Annotated in this window: 20 protein-coding genes; 17 read left to right on the forward strand and 3 right to left on the reverse strand. The window is 45.8% G+C overall.

Features of this window, described 5'->3' with window-relative positions; all coding sequences use genetic code 11:
* The first annotated feature begins 10 nt into the window (after positions 1–10).
* From JHD44_RS03715 to JHD44_RS03785, 15 genes are all read left to right on the forward strand, one after another.
* Positions 11–1,678 (forward strand): serine/threonine protein kinase, encoded by a 1,668-nt coding sequence (locus tag JHD44_RS03715; protein WP_199461230.1) that lies wholly within the window; start codon positions 11–13, stop codon positions 1,676–1,678.
* Positions 1,675–4,317 carry a type VI secretion system ATPase TssH gene (gene tssH / locus JHD44_RS03720; RefSeq protein ID WP_199461232.1) on the forward strand — a complete coding sequence of 881 codons (2,643 nt, stop codon included), beginning with the start codon at positions 1,675–1,677 and terminating at the stop codon, positions 4,315–4,317. The genes JHD44_RS03715 and tssH overlap by 4 nt, the downstream gene beginning before the upstream one ends.
* A 4-nt stretch (positions 4,318–4,321) precedes the next feature.
* A complete protein-coding gene (locus JHD44_RS03725) occupies positions 4,322–4,960 on the forward strand; it encodes a hypothetical protein (protein ID WP_199461234.1) in 639 nt (212 codons plus the stop codon).
* Between the two features lie 288 nt (positions 4,961–5,248).
* A complete protein-coding gene (locus JHD44_RS03730) occupies positions 5,249–5,725 on the forward strand; it encodes an Hcp family type VI secretion system effector (RefSeq protein WP_199461235.1) in 477 nt (158 codons plus the stop codon).
* Between the two features lie 139 nt (positions 5,726–5,864).
* On the forward strand, positions 5,865–8,108 hold the full coding sequence (locus JHD44_RS03735) for a type VI secretion system Vgr family protein (RefSeq protein WP_199461236.1): 2,244 nt from the start codon (positions 5,865–5,867) through the stop codon (positions 8,106–8,108).
* Between the two features lie 5 nt (positions 8,109–8,113).
* The gene (locus JHD44_RS03740; RefSeq protein ID WP_199461237.1) at positions 8,114–8,623 is read left to right on the forward strand and encodes a DUF6484 domain-containing protein; all 510 of its coding nucleotides are present in this window, start codon (positions 8,114–8,116) and stop codon (positions 8,621–8,623) included.
* Complete coding sequence (locus JHD44_RS03745) at positions 8,623–9,717, forward strand: DUF2169 family type VI secretion system accessory protein (RefSeq protein WP_199461238.1); 1,095 nt, start codon at positions 8,623–8,625, stop codon at positions 9,715–9,717. The genes JHD44_RS03740 and JHD44_RS03745 overlap by 1 nt, the downstream gene beginning before the upstream one ends.
* On the forward strand, positions 9,714–10,763 hold the full coding sequence (locus JHD44_RS03750; RefSeq protein ID WP_199461239.1) for a hypothetical protein: 1,050 nt from the start codon (positions 9,714–9,716) through the stop codon (positions 10,761–10,763). Before JHD44_RS03745 ends, JHD44_RS03750 begins: the two co-directional genes overlap by 4 nt.
* Positions 10,756–12,402, forward strand: coding sequence for a PAAR-like domain-containing protein (locus tag JHD44_RS03755; RefSeq protein ID WP_199461240.1), 1,647 nt, complete (start codon positions 10,756–10,758; stop codon positions 12,400–12,402). Before JHD44_RS03750 ends, JHD44_RS03755 begins: the two co-directional genes overlap by 8 nt.
* A gap of 1 nt (position 12,403) precedes the next feature.
* On the forward strand, positions 12,404–13,489 hold the full coding sequence (locus JHD44_RS03760; RefSeq protein ID WP_199461241.1) for a hypothetical protein: 1,086 nt from the start codon (positions 12,404–12,406) through the stop codon (positions 13,487–13,489).
* On the forward strand, positions 13,490–14,701 hold the full coding sequence (locus JHD44_RS03765; protein ID WP_199461242.1) for a hypothetical protein: 1,212 nt from the start codon (positions 13,490–13,492) through the stop codon (positions 14,699–14,701). It abuts the gene before it with no gap.
* A 69-nt stretch (positions 14,702–14,770) separates the two neighbouring features.
* Positions 14,771–15,463 carry a hypothetical protein gene (locus JHD44_RS03770; RefSeq protein WP_199461244.1) on the forward strand — a complete coding sequence of 231 codons (693 nt, stop codon included), beginning with the start codon at positions 14,771–14,773 and terminating at the stop codon, positions 15,461–15,463.
* A 23-nt stretch (positions 15,464–15,486) separates the two neighbouring features.
* On the forward strand, positions 15,487–16,368 hold the full coding sequence (locus JHD44_RS03775) for an energy transducer TonB (protein WP_199461246.1): 882 nt from the start codon (positions 15,487–15,489) through the stop codon (positions 16,366–16,368).
* 215 nt (positions 16,369–16,583) lie between these two features.
* A complete protein-coding gene (locus JHD44_RS03780) occupies positions 16,584–17,018 on the forward strand; it encodes a DUF5675 family protein (protein ID WP_199461248.1) in 435 nt (144 codons plus the stop codon).
* Positions 17,015–17,503, forward strand: a complete 489-nt coding sequence (locus tag JHD44_RS03785) for a hypothetical protein (RefSeq protein WP_199461250.1) — start codon at positions 17,015–17,017, stop codon at positions 17,501–17,503. Before JHD44_RS03780 ends, JHD44_RS03785 begins: the two co-directional genes overlap by 4 nt.
* Before the next feature lie 7 nt (positions 17,504–17,510).
* Here JHD44_RS03785 and JHD44_RS03790 read toward each other — a convergent pair whose 3' ends face one another.
* The 3 genes from JHD44_RS03790 to JHD44_RS03800 form a co-directional block, all read right to left on the reverse strand.
* Positions 17,511–19,517, reverse strand: a complete 2,007-nt coding sequence (locus JHD44_RS03790; protein ID WP_199461252.1) for a GTP-binding protein — start codon at positions 19,515–19,517, stop codon at positions 17,511–17,513.
* A 485-nt stretch (positions 19,518–20,002) separates the two neighbouring features.
* Positions 20,003–20,479 (reverse strand): hypothetical protein, encoded by a 477-nt coding sequence (locus tag JHD44_RS03795; RefSeq protein ID WP_199461254.1) that lies wholly within the window; start codon positions 20,477–20,479, stop codon positions 20,003–20,005.
* A 22-nt stretch (positions 20,480–20,501) separates the two neighbouring features.
* On the reverse strand, positions 20,502–21,416 hold the full coding sequence (locus tag JHD44_RS03800) for a phytanoyl-CoA dioxygenase family protein (protein ID WP_199461256.1): 915 nt from the start codon (positions 21,414–21,416) through the stop codon (positions 20,502–20,504).
* A gap of 405 nt (positions 21,417–21,821) precedes the next feature.
* On the opposite strand from JHD44_RS03800, the gene prfC reads away from it, so the two are divergent.
* Both prfC and erpA read left to right on the forward strand, forming a co-directional pair.
* A complete protein-coding gene (prfC, locus tag JHD44_RS03805) occupies positions 21,822–23,411 on the forward strand; it encodes a peptide chain release factor 3 (RefSeq protein ID WP_199461258.1) in 1,590 nt (529 codons plus the stop codon).
* Between the two features lie 90 nt (positions 23,412–23,501).
* A complete protein-coding gene (erpA, locus tag JHD44_RS03810; protein WP_199461260.1) occupies positions 23,502–23,843 on the forward strand; it encodes an iron-sulfur cluster insertion protein ErpA in 342 nt (113 codons plus the stop codon).
* Positions 23,844–23,862: the final 19 nt, after the last annotated feature.

The raw sequence follows: 23,862 nt of genomic DNA on the forward strand, positions 1-23,862 counted from the left end.
GGGTAGGACGATGCAGCAACTTGGACGTTATGAGTTAAAAGAAAAAATTGGCGAAGGTGCGATGTCAGAGGTGTATAAAGCCTATGACCCTGCGTTACAGCGCACCTTGGCAATAAAAGTCCTGAAGCCAGAACTGGCACAAGACAAAGAGCGACTCAGCTATTTTCTCAATGAAGTCACCATCTCGGGTAAACTAAGCCATCCTAACATCGTACAGATATTTGATGTCGGTGAAGTGGACGATGCGCCATTTATCGTTATGGAATTGGTCGATGCGCAAAGCCTTGATGAATGGATGCGCCATCAGTCAGACCTACCTCTTGAAACCATGATTGATATCGTTGAGCAATTGGCCGCAGCGCTAGAGTATGCCCATGCTAAGGGTATTGTTCACCGAGACTTAAAGCCCAGCAACGTACTGATTGAAAGCTCAGGACGAGTGCGCTTGATGGACTTTGGTGTCGCCTACCTACATGAACCCACGCAAGAATCAGATCACGGTCATGATGAGGAAACCATTGTAGGAACCCCTTACTACATGTCGCCTGAGCAGTTAGCGGGTAAAACACCGGATCAACGCAGTGATCTGTATTCCCTTGGCGTGGTGATGTACCAACTGGTCTTTGGTAACCTGCCGTTCGAAGCGTCTACGATCAGAGACTTAGTGGCGCTCATTCAAGCATCGGATGTCAATCTAAGTACCTCCCGTTGCCCCCATGCAGTCAAGAAAGTCATTCGCCGCTTGTTGCATAAAAAAGCGTCGTTTCGTTACAGCAACGCAACCGAGTTGCGTCAGCAGCTTTCAGCCCTGGAGTTGGAGTTATCCCATTCTTCAAATCGTTGGAGCGAACGAATCACAGCGACGTGGCTGTATACTGCGGTGGTAGCCGGTGTCTTCAGTATTGTGCTGCTTGGCTTCCTAATGTTCACATTGAACGATCTCTCCAAGAATTTGAGTGGTGTATTAAGCGACTACGGCAGCATGTTGGTTCAGCAAACGAAAGACCAAGTAGACGAGGCTTTGCTGCTGGGAGATGACCTTGCTTTGAACGCCATGACAGAGCAAGTCGCGAAGAACGACCAGATAGAATATCTGTACATTACTGATCACAGTGGCGTTGTGAAAGCAACCACCGCGAGCACTGGCGTGGGCGCAACGTATCAAACGCCGCCAGCATTAGAACCTCTAGGGCTCCATCAGGGCAGCCGAGTAGGGCAAATCACGCCAGCAGGTGAAGGCGACCGTATTTACCACTTTAACTCCCCGATCACATTCAATGGTAAGCAGATTGGTTCTGTCATTATCGGTTTGTCAGCACATTCCATTGATGACGTCTGGTGGCGCACCACAACTGTGCTGGGCTTATTTATTGTGTTTGCTTGCCTATCTATTCCAGCGCTGGTGTACGTGATTTGCCGATTTTTCACCAATGAATTTAAGCAACTGGGTAAGGCGCTTCAGGGGCTTTACGTCGGCAATTATTTCACTCGTTTGCCAGTTAGCAAAATTGATGAAGTGGGTTATGCCAAACGTCAGTTCAATGAGCTAGCCGAGCAAATGGAAGCCTTTATCAAAGAATCCGATCCCGATATAGAGCGTACACAACTCAGTGACTCTACGATCGAAACCAATGAAAACCAAACGGTAGTAATCCGCAAAACAGAGGATGTTACATGAACACACGAGCGTTAATTGGCAAGCTTTCGACCACCAGTCGTGCGGCATTTGAAGGGGCTGCATCGTTGGCAGTGAGCCATAAACATCATGCTATCGAGCTTGAGCACATCGTATTAGCGTTAACTCAAAAGCCTGAAACGGGGGCGCGACAGGCCCTGAGCCGCTACGGCGTGAATGTGGATCAACTTCAAGGCGATATTTTGACGGTGTTTGAACGCTTTGACAAAGGTCACACGGGGGCTCCGTCATTTTCTCCCAATGTGGTTGAGCTGATTCGTAAAGCATGGTTACTGTCTAGCCTTGAATACGGTGACCAAGAAGTCACAGGCAATGCTTTATTAGTGGCGCTTTTCAAAGAGCCAGCCATGGCGCTGCAATTAACGTCGCAACTAGCGTCTCTGTCTCAATTTGATCAAGAAGATTTTGTTCGAAATGGCCCAAACCTGATCAAACTAGAGAATAAACAAGCCGCATCGGCCAGTGCGTCCTCGACAGCCAATGATAACGAAACAGTCGCCAATGCCAGTCAGGGCGACAGCGCGCTAGCGTCCTATACTTTGGACCTAACAGGGCGTGCTCGTTCTGGCCAGTTAGACCCAGTTGTAGGGCGTGAAGGGGAGATCCGTCAGCTGATTGATATTCTTTGTCGTAGACGCCAAAACAACCCGATTCTGACGGGGGAAGCAGGGGTAGGTAAAACCGCGATCGTAGAAGGCTTAGCTCAGCGAATCGTTGATGGAGAAGTGCCGGACTCCCTCGCAGACGTTGATATTCGTATCTTAGATTTGACCTTATTACAGGCTGGGGCGGGCGTCCGTGGCGAATTTGAAAACCGCCTTAAAGGCGTAGTGGACGAAGTAAAACAATCCCCTAAACCGATCATCCTATTTATTGATGAAGCACATACACTGATTGGTGCTGGTAATTCGGGTGGTCAAGGAGACGCGGCCAATATTCTAAAACCGGCGCTTGCCCGTGGTGAACTGCGCACTATTGCAGCGACAACTTGGGCGGAATACAAGAAATACTTTGAAAAAGACGCTGCTCTGACTCGTCGTTTCCAAGTTGTGAAAGTCGAAGAACCTTCCCCTGAAAATGCGATGCGAATGCTGCGCACATTAGCGCCGCACTTTGAACAGCATCATCAAGTCATGATTTTGGACGAAGCCATTCGCGATGCGGTAGTGATGTCTAAGCGCTACATCTCAGGACGCCAAATGCCCGACGTGTGTGTCTCTGTGCTTGATACGGCTTGTTCGCGAGTGAATTTAGAGCTGCGCAACCCTCCGGCGGCATTGGATAACCTAAAAGCATTGCTGGATCAAAACTTACGCGAATTGGCGGCCCTTGAACGTGAAGACAGTTTCCACGGAGGTTTTGCGGATGAAGTGAATGCACTTCGTTTGACCATTGATCAGCTTGAATCTGAAACCGTGCGTGTGGAACAAGCTTGGCAAACAGAAAAGGCGTTAGTGGAGCAAATCTTGGCATTGCGCGATGAAATGCGTGAACTTGAGCCTGCCCAGACCCTTGAATCTGCCTCATTGAAAGACAGTCTAAACAGTGCGTTAGAAGAGTTAGCTGTACTGCAAGGGGAAGCGCCTTTGGTACGTCCACATGTGGACAGCCAAGTCATTGCCGAAGTGATCTCCTCTTGGACAGGGATCCCTGCTGGGCGCATGATTTCCAGTGAAATCCAAAAAGTACTCACTGTTCAAACAGAGCTACAAAAACGCATTATTGGCCAAGATCATGCCCTGGATGCAGTGAGTCAGAGTGTTCGAATTTCCAGTGCCAAATTGAAGGACCCTAAGCAGCCGATTGGCGTCTTTATGTTCTGCGGTAGTAGTGGTGTGGGCAAAACAGAAACCGCCTTGGCTCTGGCTGACTTGCTTTATGGTGGCGAGCAAAACCTCACTGTCATCAACATGTCGGAGTTTAAAGAGGAGCACAAAGTCTCTTTGTTAATGGGGTCACCTCCAGGCTACGTGGGTTACGGCGAAGGTGGTGTGCTGACGGAAGCCGTGCGTCGCAAGCCGTTTAGTGTGATTTTGTTGGATGAGATGGAAAAAGCCCACCCTGGTGTGCAAGACATTTTCTATCAAATCTTTGATAAAGGCAGCATGAAAGACAGCGAAGGCCGTGATATCGATTTCCGTAATACTTTAATCATCATGACCTCTAATGCTGGCACGGAAACGATTTCTCAATATTACGCAGACCCAGATACCGCGCCAGCACCAGAGAAGTTAGAAGGCTTGATCAAAGAAGAAATGTTGCAGCATTTTAAGCCGGCATTCCTTGGTCGAACTCGACTCGTGCCTTTCTTGCCGCTGACCGATGATGTTATGAGCAATATTATTCGCTTGCAGCTGAATCGTGTTGGTCAACGTCTGGCAGAGCAATATCAAGCTGAGTTTAGTTTCAGCGATGCAGTGATTGATACCATCGTAGGGCGTTGCAAAGAAGTCGATACAGGGGCGCGTAACGCGATTCATATTATCAACCGTACGTTATTGCCTGAAGTGTCCATGCGAGTGCTGGAGTCTATGGGGCAAGAAGAGCCTATTTCATCTGTGCATATTGATATGGGCGAAGACAGTCAGTTTAGCTATCAGATTCAGCAAGGGGAGGGATAACGTAATGGATTTGATGTTTACATTGAAAACCAAAGCGGTGTGTCTTTTGTCGGGCGCAATATTGTGTTTTTCAGGCTCCGTCATGGCTGAAAATAATAATTTTCGTATCGCATTACCGGACAATTATGCCGCAAAATCTTACGCACCAAATGAAGATATGAGCGGTGGTAATGTGTTTTTTTCTGAGAGTGGAGATAACACCACAGGTGAACGTATTCTCCATTTACAGACATTTTTGCCACAATATTTATCGAGCAAGTTAATCTCGCTTTCTAAAAAAGACCCAAAAGCCTTTTCAGAGCAAATGATTGCCTCAGAATTAGAAAAAGAATGTGTAAATTATGAGGTAAATTTAGGACGAGTACGTTCTCACAATAATGGCGTGATCATTAACTGGTGGAGTGCTTGTGAGTCCAAGGAACCCAGTAAACACAATAGCTATGAGCGAGGACGTGTATATTCCGCTAATTTCGGAACATATATATATTCACATTACGAGTCAGAAAAGGGTAAAGATTTTAAGTTTTCCGTAAAGGATGTTAAATGGTTTGACCGATATCTGAATAATAGTGACTTTTGTGAAAGTGGAAAAAATTGTGGTTTAGAAGGTAAACTCGTCGACAAAATTTTTGTCCTTAATTGAATGGCCGAAAACGATTTAAGGTTATTTAATACTAATTTAGGAAAAATAAGTAGGACGTTATATTTAGGAAACTATATATAACCATATCAGTAAGACAGGGATGTCGCCACGATGACACTTAATTTCATCTGTGGCATGCATTCCTTTTGAGTTATTCAACCGAATAACGACTAACGATTTGTTTCAAAGATAAATAATGAGTCATTTGTATCAATTATTAATGTCGAATTGATTTATTAGAGAAATAAAAACTAAGTTAAATTTAATTTATAAAGGAAGTGTAAATTCATGGCAATCTATCTAAAAATCGACGGTATTGACGGTGACGTAACAGCTGCTGGTCATGAAAATTGGGTTGAATGTGACTCAATGGATTGGAACATCAATCGTAGCCTGTCGACGAAACCTGGCCAAGGTAAAGATCGTGAGTCAACAACACCTGTTATTGGCGAGATCACACTGACAACAAAAATGGACAAAACGTCACCTTTGTTCTTCGTTGAAGCTTGTGTTGGTCAAGGTAAAACAGCGCAAATTCACCTTGTTCAAACGACACCAGACGGCATTGAAACATACATGGAGTACACGTTGACTAACACCCTAATCAGTGGTTACAACGTGGTATCTAATGGTGACCGTCCAGTAGAAGCTATTGCTCTTAACTTCACCAAAGTTGAGATGAAATACACGTCTTGGAACGAGCAACACCAGCCAGAAGGCAGCGTACCATCTGGTTACGATTTGGCGACAGGTTCACGTCTGTAACCATTTCAAGTATGTCGCAGCCGCCTTTGGCTGCGACATATTGTTGCCTACTTAAATAGGCAACGAATCTCATTCTATTGAACAGATTAAAACTAGTTAGACCCCATAATCACGCTGATTAGATACAACAAGGAAGTATATGGCTCTTTTCTCACAACAAAGCCGACTCTTGGCCATTGATTCGCCACTTGGTCCAGACACACTGTTGCTAACCCGTTTGGTCGGGGAAGAGAAGGTTTCGACGCTGTTTGGCTTTGAGATCGAAGCATACTCCTTAGTCAAAGACATCTCACCTGCGCAAATCGTGGGTAAGAACGTTACCTTAAAGATTGCTCTTGCAGACGATAACTCTCTGTTTCAAATGGGCAGCTACCGCTATATCAACGGTTATGTTCAAAGCTTTCGTCAAGACGGTAACAAACTACAAGACCTACAAAGCTACACGGCAGTGGTCGTGCCTTGGTTCTGGTTTTTAACGCAAACCAGTGACTGCAAAGTTTTCCAGTTCAAAACGGTAAAAGAGATCGCTTCGGCGATTTTCGCTGAAAACGGTTTCAGTGACTTTTCCTTCCGATTAGTGGGTCAACATCCAGCCCGCGAATACTGCGTTCAATACAAAGAAAGTGATTTTGATTTCTTATCACGATTGTTTGAAGAAGAGGGTATTTACTACTACTTCGAACACTCAGCAGGTAAACACACCTTAGTCATCAGTGATCACGTTGGTGGCTACGGCCAATGCGAAGAAGCTGCGGTGGAGTTTCGCAGTGGTACCCATACAGCCCACTCGATCCATGGTTGGAATCACCGCTATGAGTTCCGCACTGGCGCGTACGCAAAACGCGATTACGATTTTAAAAAGCCCCGTAATAAATTACAGACGGGCGAAAGTGCCAGCATGAAAGTCCCCGGCGTAGGGAAATACGAGCACTTTGTCTATCCTGGTCGCTATGAAGAAAAAGGCGTCGGGGATGGTTGGACACGCTTACGTGTGGAATCTGATGAAGCCCATCACGACATCGTACACGGCGAAAGTGGCTGTCGTAGTTTTACTTCTGGGCATAAATTTACCCTCGCGCGTCACGATGACTCACCGAGTGAAATCGCCGAATACATGCTGCTGACAATTCGCCATGAAGCGCAGGACTATTCCTACACCGTTGATGACGAAACGGAAATGCAATACGAAAACCGCTTCCAGTGTATCCCCTCTGGAACGGTTTACCGTCCTCCCATGACCACTGGCTGGCCACAAATGCAAGGCCCACAAAACGCCATGGTCGTTGGGCCACCGGGGGAAGAGATCTACACCGACGAATACGGCCGTGTGAAAATCCAATTCCCATGGGATCGCTACGGCAGCTACGACGAAAACAGCTCCTGCTGGGTACGTGTCAGCCATAACTGGGCTGGCAAAAACTGGGGCGCCATGTTCTTGCCACGTATTGGTCAAGAAGTCATCGTCGACTTTATGGATGGCGACCCAGACCGTCCACTGATTACAGGGCGTGTGTACAACGCCGACCAAATGCCGCCTTGGGAACTGCCTGCCAATAAAACCCAAAGCGGTATTTTGACACGCTCCACCAAAGAGGGCACCGCGGCCAATGCCAACTGGCTGCGTTTTGAAGACAAAATCGGCGAAGAGCAAGTCTTCCTTCATGCCGAGAAAAACCAAGACATCGAAGTTGAAAACGATGAAACCCACTGGGTGGGTCACGACCGCACCAAAACCATCGACAACGACGAAACCGTCTTTGTCCACCATGATCGCACGGAAACCGTCGACAACAACGAAACCATCACCATTGGTGTGGACCGTACCGAACAAGTGGGCAACAACGAAACCATCGCCATCGGCGTCAACCGCACCGAAACCGTAGGGGTGAATGAAAGTGTCAGTATTGGGGCCAACCAAACACTGAGTATTGGAGCGAATCGAACCGAAACCGTTGGTAGTAACGAAATGGTGACAGTCGCCCAAAACCGAATGCATACCACCGCCATGGCGGAAATTAAGACAGTGGGTCTGGTTCGTGTTCATTCCGTTGGTATTAATGAAACCAACAGCGTTGGTGTAGCGCAGCAAAATACCGTGGGGATGAAGCAAACCAACACTATAGGTATGACGCAAACGACCAGTGTTGGCCAAGAAAAAACCACCAGCGTTGGTAAAAAAATGAGCATCGATGTGGGTGAAGAAATCATCATCCGCACCGGAAAATCCTCCATCCATATGTTATCGGACGGCACCATCACTATTTCAGGGGTCAATATCAAAGTCGAGGCGGAAGAGAACATCAATACCGTTTCAACCAAAGATACCAACATGAAAGCCAGTGGTCTGATTACCCAGAAAGCGAAGAAGATTTTGGAGAACTAATTAGCATGAGTGACGTGAATAGCCAAACAGCTGACTCATCAGCTATTGCTGACGTGAAAACCGAAACAGCTTCCACACAAGACAACTGGGTAGAGTCTGTCGTGAACTCTGGTTCGCAAGGGCATGTGCAAATTAATGTTCCTGTTCTTGGAACCTTGCTTGGTTACGATGAAGAGGGAGCTCCTTATGTTTCTCATGAATACAGTGATCTCCCCCATATCAAAGCGTTATCAACTGTGAAGTTGAAAGAATCGGATATCGAGCAGCCTGTCACACTGATTTTTAATCAAGGCGACGCTCGTAAGCCTATCATCATTGGCGTGATTCAAGATCCAGCATTTGAAACGGATGAAGAACCACTTGTTTTTGAAAACGAGCATGGTATCGAACTTAAGTGTGGCCAAGGGAAAATTGTACTAGATCCTACTGGGGGAGTATTTGTCCAAGGTAGCACTATTAATACTCAAGCCTACGGTACAAACCAGCTAAAAGGCGGTGTGGTGAAAATAAACTGATGGAACTGAATAACTTTACCAACCTAAATGCCCGGTATGTCGGTAGTACTCTAAAAGATGGCCGAGAGGTGATTGTGTTAGTCGCCAAGGGAACATGGAGCATTCCTAAAAACGGTTCAATGCCTCTGCCTATTTATGAAAATCCTGCAGAGATTTATGTTGCTGACAGTACGTTTGGTGACCCTAGTACTACACCCACTCTTTATGAAAACGACCTAGCACCGGTTAAGCCTAAGTGTGATGTCGTAATGCATGCCTTTGCATACAGTCCTGATGAACAGGGCGTACTAGATAGAGAGGTAACCCTTAAAGTAGGGGATCAAATACATAAAACGATTCGAGTGTTAGGGCCAAGATATTGGAAGGCAACGCTTCTTGGGGTAGAGCCTGATAAAGCACAAGCTTTTCGTAAACAAGAGATCCGCTATGACCTTGCCTACGGGGGCGTCGATAGCACCGATTTCGATACAAAAGGAAAGGTTTACGAGTGTGAAAGTAATCCTATCGGTATTGGCTACGCGCCTAAAACGCCGTTGCCTAAATTGGTCGGTACCCCTGCGCCTCAACTAGAAGCGGCCGACCAGCCCATAAAAAGTCCTGATAAGAAACATTATCGTCCAATGGCATTTGGTCCAATCGCGCGACGATCACAGCCTCGTTTAAGCTTTGGCGGCACTTATGACCAAAACTGGCTCGATAATGTCAGTCCATTTTTGCCTGCTGACTTTGATGAGCAATATTACCAATTCGCACCGCAAGATCAGCAGATGAACTATTTACAAGGTGGAGAAGAGGTCACATTAGTGGGCGTGACATCGGATCAACTACGCCAGTTTCAGCTACCAACGACACAGCTTTATATGGCTGTAATTAAGTCCGGTGGACAAGAGGAAATATTAGATTGTCACGCGGATACCTTATTTCTAGAGCCTGAGCTCGAACGTTTCAGTATTACTTGGCGCGCATACGTCCCCATCGAATATTACCCAGGGGAGATCGACAAACTTATTGTAGGACATCCAACCCCAGGTTGGCGTCGAGCGCGAGCCAAAGGTAAGGAATATCGACCATTGAAAAGGCCTAAAGCAGTATGAGTACCGCCAACACTTTACCTGTGAGCGCGAGTGCGCCTCTTTACATTGAAGACATCGGTTTTTATTCATCATTAGGGTGTGGTTGGGAGATTAACGGGGCTGCGATGATGCTGGGCTACAATGGTCGCTACGATGAAGTGGCTCGTTGTGCGCTAGATCGAAAGGTGCGTGGCTATCGTCGTTTGGTCAGTTTACTCAAAGACTCGATTCAAGAAATAGATACTAAGGATATTGGGCATGTCTTGCTGTGTACCAGTGAACCCACGCGTGTTGGCTTGATTGCAGATATTCACCTAAAGCAATTAAGTGAAGCGTTACTTGATGATGAAGAAATTCGTCAACGAATCGGCGGTAAACCACTTTCTATTTTAAACAGCGGCCGTGCTTCTTTGGTGTATGCTTTTGAAAAAGCCAATGCCGTTTTAAACCAAGATGTCGATAAAGTATTGGTGTTATTTGTTGATACTTACTTAATGAGTGGGACGTTATCGGCCCTAGCCAATCCTCCTTATAGAGAGCGTATTCCGCACAAACTAAGAGTCCTAATACCTGAGCGCAACAGCGATGGCTTTATTCCCGGGGAAGCTGTTGGTGGGATGATCATTAGTCGACAGGCTCATAACGCCGATTTAAAAGTGCTCGGCACTAGCATTCAATATGAAAGTGCTTTAATCGATACCTCTGACGTATTGAAGGGGCAAGCGCTAACCGCGGCTTACCGACAAGTCTCTGAGAGGGCTGCAACACCAGTACACGAATGCCGTTACCGAATGGCAAGCATCTCAGGTGAGCAATATTTCTTTAAAGAGGCGGGCTTGGCGCAGACCCGTGCATTAACACAAAAAACCGAATCGCAACCCTTGTGGCTGCCAGCCAGCTATATCGGTGAGACTGGGGCAAGTGTTGGGTTAGGGATGATTACGATGGCGCGTTATGCCAATCAGCGTGGTATGGCCCCAGGTGCTCATGTGATCGCCCACTGCAGCAACGATGACAGCGCTCGCGGTGCTTTTATAATGGAATACACAGGAGAGCGTCATGGCTAACCAAGTTTTTGCTAATGGATTAGAAATTGCCTGTAAGGCGGCTGCCGGCTTATCCCCAGCGGCCTTTCCTGATCCATGTTTCAGTCCTTATTTGATCCCGTATCCAAATACGACCTTTGCGAAAGACCTAGCCAACGCTAGCACCACTGTTTTTATCACGAATAAGCCTATCGCCTTGAAAGATAAATCTTTCTTTGCGACCAGTACAGGCAATGAACCTGCGACCAATAACTACGCTAAAGGTTTAAAAACCCAAGTGATAACGGGTAAAGCCTACTTTCGATCATGGTCTATGGATGTGTTTGTAGAGGGTTATAACGTCTGTCGTCACACCGATGACATGACCCATAACCACGGCTCTGATCCGGGGAATACAGGTAACTGGAAATATCTCGATAGCGCCTCTGCCGCTAAAGCTTGTGAAAAAGATAAGAAGAAAGTAGAGGAAGAGTGCGGCGTTAGCAAAAAGGAAAATGAGACGTTCAAGGATAAACAGAAAAAACGTAACAAGAGAAATAAAGGGAAGGATGGGTTTAAGGCCGCTAAGCCTAGAAATAAAACATGGAAAGATAAGCATTGCCTACAGTTAATGCTCAAACCAACTAGCATTGATGAGATTCAGGATAAGCTTAAAGCCTACGAAAACGAAGCCTCTGAAGTGTTAGATGATATTTATTCGGTTATAAAAGGTCAGGCTGGCGATGCTGCTGTTGACTATGGTATTCGAGCGGGAGCTAAGCATGCGGCGGCTTTAGGGTGTTCTGTATTTTCGCCACTCGGAGCTCTTATATGTGAAGCCGGGGTTGCCATCTATAACATTGCGGATGCTGGTTACACGGCATATACCACAGTAGATGAAATGGCCCATTTGGTAAGTGAAGCATCGGCTATTGCCGATCAAGTCTCTAAAGGCAATAAATACCTTAAGGCATTGGAAGAATATTCCCAAATAACTGACCCAGAAGCAAAAGATGCTGCAAAAACAGCGTTTTGGGATGAGTTTCGTGCCGATATGAAAGATGCCGTTGCAGAAAACGAATGCCTAAGGGCGCGTAAGTGTATGCTGGTTCCTTACCAAGGTTCGCAAAAAGCTGGGAAGCATGGGAAAGAAAAAGTCACCCAAGGTGGCCAGGTGGCCCAGACAAGTAGTAATAATGCTGCCGTAAAAGCAGATGATGTTTTTGGTAAAATGGGCAATGCCTCGACTGGCGGTTGCTGTCCCGGCCAAACGGGGCACCATTTAATCCCATCAGCTTGGATGAAAGCCAGTGATTGTGGTTACTCGAGTAGTGATCGAAACGCAGCACCAACAGTATGTGTAGAGGGGACCAATAACACGGGCGGCACTCATGGCACCATGCATACTGAAACTGACCGTATGACGAAACGTTTTCTTGGTAAAAAGGTTTCCATAGAAACAGCAGTAAAGCTTGCCGGTCGAAGCCATAAAAATGCACAGAATAAAGACTTTGGATCACGCTGGTTCGGTGATCATTGTAATGAGAAATGTATCCAAGAACAGTTAAATGAATTTTATAAAAAGTTTGAATGCGAGCCGACGGTGACGGATAAGTCGGGTGGTGAAGGGTTGAGTGTAGATACTGCTGCGGCATCTAATAATGGAGGAATGGAAGACTAATATGTCAAATTCTGAATCTAAATATGAAGTATTTTCTAATTATGTAATTCACGATTGTCTTATCGCTGGGCCAGAGTATTTTGTGATATCTGCAGAAAAAATCTTAAGCGAAGAAGAATACGATTATTATGAAAATCGTGGCTCGACAAGACTTGGCATTCATAACCTTTCAAAGCAACCAATTGGAGAGCCTACTATTTGGGCTACTAGAACTTGGGAAGGCCATTCGTTTTTCAACACCCGCTTAGTTAATACTGAATATAAAGAATACCTTATGATGGACGATGCAGGCCAAGTATTCTACGGCGGGCTAGGCGACAAAAAATTTGTTGAAGATCGTATTCCTCCTGATCAGCGTTGCCATCAGCTAACCAAAGTTGGTGATCAAATCTATGGCATTGGCTTTGATCGAACCATTTTAAAGCGAATTGACCATGGAAAATGGGAGCATTTAACGCCACGCAGTATTCGCAAATCTAGCCTCGATAATATTGGCTTTGATGATATGCACGGCTTTAGCGAAGAGGATCTATACGCTGTCGGTGGTCAAAATGATGTTTGGCATTACGATGGAAACGACTGGCGTTTTATTGATATCTGCGATGACCCAATTTTACCGATGGCTGTGTGTTGTGCCGAAGACGGCTTTGTTTATATTGCCTGTGCCCATGGTGTCCTTGTTCGAGGCCGCAACGAAGAGTGGGAAGTTTATCGACCAGAGGATACGAAGGTAAAGTTTACCGAGGCTGTGAGTTATCAGGGAAGAATCTATCTTGGCAGTGAGAAAGGGGTATTTGTAATAGAGCATAATGCGGAGACGCTGGCCTACAAGCCCTATGACTTTGAAGGTCAAATCAGTCCGGTGAGAGCTCGCCGAATGGATGTAGGGCATGGATTACTCCTCGTTGCCAGTTTTCATCGAGTGGCGCTCTTCGATGGAAAACAGTGGAAGAACTTGTACGGTGGTGGTCCTAGTCCAGAAGAGGAAGCAGCGCTATTAGAGCAGATGGTACGTGATGCAGAAGAAAGTGTAGATGCTCTACATGATATAGCCGACAAGCTAAAATCCGCGAAGGGGCAGGGCTAGATGGCACTTTCCCCTTGGTTGTTTGCCCATGTGAAGCATGATGCGCCCTATGCGTGGTTTCGTCGGCACCATGGGCAGTTTTCCTCTCAGCTGACACCTCAGCACATAGAAGAGTATGAGCACAAGTTAGCGGAGTACTTGCAACTGGCCCGCTTAGATATTGGCAGTGAGAGTGACTATTTATCGGTGCTGGAGCGTGATACATGGGGAGCGGTATTTATGCTCCTTGTGATCGCCATAGAGCAAAACAATACAGCTTCAGTGACATCGGTTTTAGAGGATATTTCAAATCGAGACACTCAGTATGATGAGTTGGTGGATGCATTAACCTGGCTGCCAATTGAGCGCAGCGTTAGCGTAATTAAACACGTGTTAAAACACCCTAACCCAGCGATTCGAGCCTCTGGTATTGAGAGTTTGACGATTCTCAAACAACCCCCAGACGAACAAAGCTTATTGCATTGGTTAACGACGGGAAGTGATGCAGAGCGCATTGCAGCACTTAAGTTAATAGGTGATCTCAAAGCGTCAACTCATGCCATCGCAGAGCAGCTTGCTCAGTTGCTAAAGAGTGAAACGTCGAATGAAGCGGAGACTTTTTATGCCATCCGAGCCGCGCTACGGCTGGGCAATAAAGACTTTGTCCGGCTATTAAAGCCATATCTAGAACAGCCTAACGAGCATTTTAATGAAGCGGTGATCGCTGTCTTTAGTGTGCTCTCGAAAGCCGAAATCGAACAGCAGCTTGAGCAATGGCAACAGATAGGATTACCCCTAGAACAACGTCTATTTGCTTTGATGGTAGCGGGTTTACCGAACCGTATGACAGAAGTCTTAGACGCGATAAACGATCCCGCGTACAACCAACAAGCGGGCATGGTGTTTAGCGTGATAACTGGGCTGCATTTAGAAGACTGCGGTCTTTCTCTTGATGTAAACAGTCGTTTTGCACCGGATGCCGCTAACAGCGACTACGCTGATCTACCTATGCCTGATCCGATCCTCGTCCCCAACTGGTGGCGACAGCACCAAAGCCAATTTGATCCAGCTTGCCGCTATCTCGGAGGGCAATCCTACTCCCCCGAAAGCCTGAATGATCTGCACCAAAACGCAAGACAATACACCCGCTACTTAGCGGGGCAAATCGCTGCGTATCAACAACCTAACTTCGTGGCGGGTAACCTCAGAGCAAGACGTATCAGAGTGTATTAATACTTTATATTTTTCTTGTCGCTTCAGTACGTCACTTCAAAAATTTTAAATCTTTATATGGAAATAAGCATGAACGATAAAATTGAGAAATTCATAGAACTAATGAATCTTTATAAAAGGGAAAAGTATTGTGTCTTTGCGGGAGCAGAGCTGCTTGAAAGTGTTTGTGAAGATGATCAGATAATAACAGATGAAATTATTTGCCCTGAAGGAGGTGATTTCATCGTATGGGATAGTCGCTGCCTAAAGGGAACATATGGGATTGGAAGCTATGGAAAAATAGCCTCAGTTAAAGTTAAAAAGCCAACATCGCATGGTATCTCTTACCGAAAGAAACCTATAGAAAGAATCATAGGAACTGACCTCTTGATTCGACGCTACTTCTGGATAGAAGATCTTTTCTCTAACGCACTGCATCGAGATACGCCTTCGCCTTTCAATGCCTTTAAAAATATAGAAGAGATTGATCTCGCTTATGAAAATGAGAAAACGTATCTAAGTAATGATCCATGGTTGGCAATGTATTGGCTGCTTCATTTTGGCTTTTGTTCTGACTCAAGACTTCATGAGATTATTGATCTAATTGAGAGTGAAAGCTTCAATAAAAAGATTGATGAGAATTTGACTGAATATCTTGCACAAGCAACTTATTTCTTTAGGAATACCGATCAAAATTTTAGTTTTACTATAGAAGATAACTATGGGGGAGAGTCTAAGGATTTATTTTTAAGAAGGCGATCCTATTTGTCTTCTTTACGCTAGGGTTGAGGTATTAAGGAAAATACATGTTTAAATTAAATAAAGCTAAAAGTTTATTTAAATGGGGGGTCACCTCATTCGTCGTACTTTCGATCACTGCATGCGCTGGATTTAATCGTAGTATGGAGGTCCAAAACGACTATGCTTCAGAAATAGATTTGACGGATGCTTCTAAGCTTTATCTAGCGAAAGATTATAGCCCTAGTGTTATTCGAGGCATCATAGAAAATGAATATTCTGCTTTTGTTCCTGCAGGTGTATATGTGCCTATATACCAATCGAAAGGTCGCACTTTTTATCAAGCCCCAGAAGGATTTGAGTATCGTGGCAGGGGGGAGGTTGACTCTTTAGTGGGTGGCTTGGTTCAAGTTGAACCCGGACAAAACAGCACCCTTTATGTCTGGCTTTTCCCAAAGCAGCCAGAATACTTTGAGATACAAGAAAATGGCGAATGGATAAAAGACATTAAACCAGGACTTTCGAATCTGCTTGGTAGAGGATGGGTAGAAGAGGATCTTGTCGTCATGCCAAGTGAAGAAGAGCAAGTAATTTTCTCTGGTGCTTGCATAGATTTCTCTAACTTAGAAACATCTAAGAAAGAGCTATTTACATCTAATATAGGTGAAAATGTCATGACTTTAGCGTCAAAGCACCATCAATATCCCAGTGTAGCTAGGAAACAAGGGATAGAAGGGGAAGTTGTCGTAAATATGGTGCTCGATCAGGAAGGAGTAATCAAAAATTTTGTGATTAAGGAAAGCTCAGGCTACAAAGTGCTCGATGATATCACGCTGGAAACGTTTAATAAGATGAAGGCTGATAGTGAAGATAACCCTTTGACTCCAACGGGCATCTGCTTCAATGATGATTTAATGTTTATAGTGCCAGTAGCCTATATCTTACGGTAAAAAACGCTTTTGCTTAGTCTTTGAGTAAGTTTTCTATTAAGCCAGTTCCGAACTGGCATTTTTCGTTTAAATAGAAATCATCCCAATGTCAGTTTTTTGTCACTTTTTAGAGTTGGCTTGTCAGGATTTTGCAATATATCGAAATCCGTGAATCTGTGCTGTTTTTTAGATGGTAGGATAGGGCGTTATTATTGAATAAATACAAGGATTTATGTATGAATAATGCTACGGTTTTGCTGCGATTAGACCGTCAGGAAACGTCCGCCAATGCGACACGAGGTGTGTTGACGATTAGCGGGAAATCCGGCTCATGGTATGTGTTAGAGCCTGGTGGCCCAGACTCTACGGAAGAAGGTTCTGATCAACGTATTCCTGCTGGGAGTTATCATGTAAAGCCTTATTCTTCTCCAAAGTATCCAGATGTATTTGAGCTTCAGTCTGTTCCTGGGAGAACGTATATTTTGATTCACCCAGGCAATTATCATCGTAATACAGAAGGTTGTTTGATGCCGGGTAAGGCCAAGATGATGGATGGCGCTGATTTGGCGGTGGGCAGAAGTCGTGACGCATTTAACGAAATCAAGCGCCATTTGGCGGGAGCCACGCGTATTACCATCGACATTACCAATTCTATTGGGGATAAGTCATGATCCGCTTGCTATTGGCGTTGTCGGTTATTCTAAGTGCGTTTACTGCAAGTGCGGGTTCGTTAACCGAAGCGAATATGGGTTGGTTAACGCAGCATCCTAAGCAGATTCAAGAAGCCTTATCTGATGCAGAAAACCGCGACTTTGTTCCCAGTTTAAATACCGTTCTTGCACTTTGGCAACATCGTGATGGTGCGATTACAGGGGAGGTATCACCTTATCTTGTTCAAGGCATAATCACGGCGCCTGAATTGGTGTTGGGAGCATTAGAGGCGCATCCAGAATCCTACTCTCGTTGGTTAAAACAGCTTTCTGGGCAGGTCTTTACGGCGATCGATCCAGCCCAAGTCGAGCCACTTAATCAAATGAAACTTGCGCTGGAGTCCGCCTTAGCAAGTTATATTATCCAGCCAGATGCCAGCCATACAGAGTCCGCAAAACGCTTGCTTGAGCAGGTGCAAGCGACCACGGTTTATATGGTGGATTAATCTGCTATTACTGTAATGCCCCGCGAGCCCAGAGTATGTATTTGTCCCTATCGAGCGGGCTGATGCCTCGGTAGGGAATGCTCTGGCCTTGCTCGGGTGTACATGTCTCATACCCTGACAAGCGTGTAGTGAGTTTGGCATGACCGCCACTTAAAGACGCTAGTTGAATGGAGTATTCTAGAGACGTCGCAGCCGGGACTTTGCCTCGAATAATGACACGATTTCCTTGAAATTCTGGACTTAAAAACGTGCCGCGCATTTTGGTAATGTCGCTGGTGATAGCGCCTAACAGCTCACTGTCTGCTTGAATCTGAAAGTCCAAGATAGGTTCCAGTAGGTCTGTATCGGATTCCTTTAAACCATTCATAATGGCCATTGGCGTGGCAATAATAAAGTCACCGGGTCGACTGTGTTGTACATGGTCGGAGCCATCAATTAAGGTGATTTTAGCATCGGTCACTTGCCAACCTTTAATGCCTTGTTTCAATGCTTTATCAAGGTTTAAGCGAATCTCATTTTGGTATTTCGCTGCGATTTGGTTAACACTGACTTTCGATTCGTATTGAATACCGGAGCCACGTTCGCCAGGCTCTATTAGAAAGCGAACAATCGCCCAACAAGGTTTAGGCATCCAATAGCATTCATAACCTTCTACACTTTTAGCAGGGGTTTCTTTGTAGATAATGCTAGGCTGCTCAAATGTGGCCGCTAAGCCAAAGCGTTGCAATAAGATGCTTTGTAATACTTCAACTTGAATCCAACCGTTGATATTGACGTGCAACTCCCGTTGTTCCGTCAACCATTCTAAGTTGAGTAATGGGTCTTCATCAGCCAGTTCTGTCAGTGCGCTGGCAAGAGCGCTGAAGTCTTTTTCTTGTTCAGGAATGACTTGCACGGTGAGCAAGGGGGCGGATAGCTTGTAGGCATTCGGTACAGCATTTCCATGACCTAAAATATCACCTATCTGTGCATGCTGCAGGCCACTTACCACGCCTATGTCACCAGCGTTGATGCCGTCTATATCATGATATTTACCACGAAAAACACGCTTAATTTGACTGGCTTTGTCCTCAATGACGAGGTCGTCCTGGCTACGCGTGGCATTGTGGACTTTGTCTCGTGCGTTTAGGCACCCTTCAAACACTCGGACATAAGCCATTTTTCCAATTCTTGGATCGTGCTCGATCTTAAACACCACCGCAGATAACGGTTTGTCCATAGCGTGTTTGGCACTAGGTAAATAGCGAACAATGGCTTCTAGTAGAAATTCAATGCCGAGCCCTGCTTTGGCGACACCTGTTAGCACAGGATAGAGTTGGCTTTGAGCGATGGCTTGAGTGAGGGTTTGATCGATGTGGCTAAATTCAACAGGCTCGTTTTCGATCACCTTTTCTAACAAAGAATCATCGAGTTCTGTGATGCGCTCAAACAAAGGGTGAATCCAATCTTCTTGTTCATCTATTATCAATGAAGAAGAGAAAGTGTTGGCTGACCACTGCTTCTCAATTTTCGCATCAGGCTGACCAAGTCCCGTTGGATGTTGTAACAACACCGCCTTAGGGCTAAGTTCTTGATGTATTTCATTGAGCACTCGTTCCACATCGGCGCCCGCTCGATCTAATTTGTTTATAAAAATTAAGGTTGGGATCTTAAGGCTGGTTAAGGCATCAAAAATACTGCTGGTATTGGCTTGCACACCTTCGACGGCGCTAATTACTAAGATTGCACAGTCCAAAGCGCGTAAGGAACGCTCCACCTCGGCACTGAAATCCACGTGCCCAGGCGTATCAATGAGGTTGATTTGATGGTCTTGCCAGTCAAAAGTCTCTGTTGCTAGTCGAACGGAAATACCACGCTCTCGTTCGACCGATAATGAATCGGTAGCCGTTGTGCCATCATCCACACTGCCTGCTTTACGAGTCGCGCCAGCGGCAAACAACATTTGTTCAGTTAAAGTGGTTTTACCTGCATCCACATGCGCGACGATACCAATGTTTTTACATGCTTTTGCCACAGGAAACCTCACCCATAAAAGCGGCATAGTCTACTGCGGATCTGACTAGAGTTCGAATGACAAAAGGTTGTGATGACATTAAAAATTGGAATGAATGGCAATTGAGATGGCAGTAGAGCCGACTGCGCGGGTGACTTATTTGTCTCAGAGATGCAGTCTTGATCACTCGCAAAGCGGCTTCCTAAAAGAGTCAATTTTCATTGGCTTAACTCAGTGAGGAAAATAATTGACATGGAGAGACTAAGAATGCGATGTCTCAACGGCTAATGTTTTGATTGTGTGGCCGCTCATTTCCCTTGGTCTTTAAACTATTTCCGCTAAAAGTCTCTGAGTTAAGAAAGCGATATAATTATGATTTCATTATATGATTTTTAGGCTGAAGTTACTGTTCACAGGTGAAGGTGCGCTTGACCGGATTCATAAGAAGGCGCCATTCAAACCATCTATGGTGCGGGCTATAAATTTGAATAACGCCGTGGGCTGGATTATTCGGATCTCAGCCACGCTTTCATAATAGGGTAACCGTTCGGTTGCCCGATTGGCTCACACATATCCCAATAACTTAGTAACGGAAAACCAAAGCCGCCACCAGTCTCAAACGCAGTGATCAGGTTGTCAGCCCCGCCACGATAGCCTTGTGGGTGAAACACAAACTCAGGGGCAAAGCTCAAATGCTTGCATGCTGCGTAAGACCAAGCAATGGCGGCTGTCTCCTCGGCACCGGTGTGGCCTAAGTTTTTCATATCACCGCTAAGCTTAGGTCGGTCATGGGCTGCCGTGACGGCGATATGTCCCGCCTCATGTAGCAAATCTCCAGGATACTTGAGTTTGTCTAAATCAATATTTAAGCCTCCAGCTTCTATTTCAATACCTGGCAGAAAGCTTTTCTCACTCAGTTTCGTCAGTTGATAGGATAGCCCAATTCCATCAAAGAAATTCAGAATCTTCTGTACGTCAGACATAAGCGTTTCCATTATTAACGTCTCAGCGTAAAAAAGCAGGCACAGGGTATTCTGGGTGCTCAACTGGGAAAGTAGCCCAAACCGCCGGAATAGGTGGCTCTCGAAACGCTTTCAAATCGTCCAAGAGTTGTTTCTGATCCACTTGTCCCACAGGATAGGTCTCAAACCAATGAGGGGGAATCAAGGCTTTATCCGCCCGTTCGATCACCAGCGCCATCCATTGCTCGCGTAACCTAATCCACTGCTCAGATTGTCGTCCACTGTCTCGAACCCCATTACTGGGGCGCAGCTCCACATAAATCGTACGACGACAGCCCGGCGTATGCTTAGGGGCCGAACCATGCAAAATCATCATATCCTGCACCATAATATCCCCTGCTTTAGCTGGCTGCTCTACCACACCGGGAACCTCCCAACCGTACAGTTGGGACAACGACTGAATATCTTCTAGCTTATGCTGCGTCTCAGGCACATAACGCAAACATCCATCCCCCGTTCCAGCGTTATCTAAATAAATACCAATATTCAGATAAGGATAATTACGTGGGTGGGGCGCGCCTTGATGCCAATTAATCACAGGGTGAGGGTGCTGATGTTTATAGAGAATATCGCATTGCAGCGGAATCGCACCATCGCCGCATAACTCCTTAGCAATCTCAATCATGGTCGGAGAAGCCAGCAAATCCAAAACCGCATCCATCTCAGCAAAAAAAATGTCATCACAACGCATCACGCGAGGCCCTACCGGATCCTTCACAACACACGCATGAGGCGGCTGCTCCCCACGGGCATGACAATCAAGCGCCGCTGACTCTAACTGCTCCGCAATGTTTCGAAAACGCCGTAACAACTCCGATGACAACGCCTCCGGATACAACGTAAACCCTTGTCCTTGGTATTCACTTTTGCGTAAAGCAGATTGCTCCATACTGTCCATCTCTACTCCTCGAAACGTCCTTTGTAAAAAATCACCTTAGTAAACCAGTACAAACATCAATAACGCGTTTTCCCCAATGTCACAAGCCCAATTCATCGAAAGACACCAAACTACGAAGAGGACGACGGAGAAGAAGATGATGAGTCTCAACGGCCTGTGCGGCCTGATCTCCGGTCTATTGTAGGAACCCGCTGCGCGGGTGATCCCATTGCCTCAGAAATGCGGATCTTATCACCCGCAAAGCGGCTTCCTACAGAAAGCTAATTCTGCTTCTGAGATTGTCTAAATCGCTAAGATAAGCGAAAATAGCGCCCATTCCTTATGACTGATATAAATTTGGATGAGAAGCTCCTTGTTTGGGGCTTTTCTTATATCCAAGTTTATGACCATTTAAAAGAGTGTCCAATGGCTGACCAGCAATTTCTTGATCAAGTAGGCAAACGCCGTACGTTTGCGATTATTTCCCACCCTGACGCCGGTAAAACTACCATTACTGAGAAAGTATTGTTGTTCGGGCGTGCGATTCAATCAGCGGGTACGGTGAAAGGTCGCGGCTCCAATCAGCATGCGAAGTCAGACTGGATGGATATGGAGAAAGAGCGTGGTATCTCGATCACCACTTCTGTAATGCAATTCCCATATAACGATTGCTTGGTTAACCTGCTGGACACCCCTGGACACGAAGATTTCTCGGAAGATACTTACCGTACGTTAACGGCGGTGGACTCTTGTTTGATGGTGATCGACGCTGCGAAAGGTGTCGAGGATCGCACTCGTAAATTGATGGAGGTTACCCGTCTACGTGATACGCCAATCGTGACCTTTATGAACAAGTTGGACCGCGATATCCGTGATCCAATGGAGCTTTTAGATGAAGTGGAAAATGAACTGAACATCATGTGTGCGCCGATCACTTGGCCGATCGGTTGCGGTAAGTTGTTCAAAGGGGTTTACCACATACATCGTGATGAAACGATCTTATATTCGACGGGTAAAGGGCACACGATTCAAGATGTTAGAACTATTAAAGGTCTTGAAAACCCTGAACTTGATGAAGCGGTGGGTGAAGAGCTTGCCGATCAGTTGCGTGAAGAGCTTGAGCTTGTATTGGGCGCATCCAATGAGTTTGATCAAGAGTTGTTCTTAGAAGGCGAATTAACGCCTGTTTACTTTGGTACCGCTTTGGGTAACTTTGGTGTTGACCATATGTTGGATGGTCTCACTCAGTGGGCACCAGCACCACTACCACGCCAAACCAACGAGCGTGAAGTGGCGGCAACGGAAGAGAAGTTCTCTGGTTTCGTATTTAAGATTCAAGCCAACATGGATCCGAAGCACCGTGACCGTATCGCCTTTATGCGTGTGGTGTCTGGTACGTACAGCCAAGGTATGAAGATGAATCACGTGCGTATTGGCAAGCAGATCAGCATTTCGGATGCGGTAACCTTTATGGCGGGTGACCGTTCCCGTGCAGAAGAAGCGTTTGCCGGTGACATCATTGGTTTGCACAACCACGGTACTATTCAGATTGGTGATACGTTTACACAAGGTGAGAGCTTGAAGTTTGCGGGTATTCCGAACTTCGCGCCTGAGTTGTTCCGTCGTATTCGTCTAAAAGATCCATTAAAGCAGAAACAGCTGTTAAAAGGTCTAGTACAGTTGTCAGAAGAAGGTGCGGTACAGGTTTTCCGTCCACTGCATAATAACGATTTGATTGTTGGCGCTGTCGGTGTGCTTCAGTTTGATGTCGTCGTGGCGCGTTTGAAAGCGGAATACAACGTTGAAGCGATTTACGAAAGTGTGAACGTTGCTACAGCACGTTGGGTTGAAGCGGAAGAAGGCAAGAAGTTTGAAGAGTTCAAACGCAAGAACGAAGCAAACTTGGCTCTAGATGGTGGCGACAACTTAGCTTACATTGCGCCAACGATGGTGAACCTGAATCTAGCGAAAGAGCGTTATCCTGAAGTTGCGTTCCGCGCAACGCGCGAACACTGATCAATACTTGACTGATTTACTCGGTTAAGAGGATAATTCGAATCATGTTGCAATCGTCTCTGACGATTTAATGATTGGTGGAGTGAGTAAATGGTGGAATCAGCGGATCCGATTTCTATGACGCAAGCGGCAGCAGCCAAGTTGCAGTCATTGATTGAGGAAGAAGAAAACGAACGCTTAATGTTGCGTGTCTATGTGACGGGCGGCGGCTGTTCGGGCTTCCAGTATGGGTTCACATTTGATGAAGAGTACCAAGAAGATGACACTGAAGTCATTCGTGATGGTGTTAAATTGGTAGTGGATCCATTGAGCTTCCAGTACTTGGTTGGCTCGGAAGTGGATTATCAAGAAAATTTAGAAGGTGCGCGCTTTACTGTGACTAACCCTAATGCCACATCTACTTGTGGTTGTGGTGCAAGTTTCAGCATTTAAGTGTGATCTAAATACGACA

This window comes from Marinomonas ostreistagni (genome assembly GCF_016461785.1).
In the GTDB taxonomy this organism is placed as follows: Bacteria; Pseudomonadota; Gammaproteobacteria; order Pseudomonadales; family Marinomonadaceae; genus Marinomonas; species Marinomonas ostreistagni_A.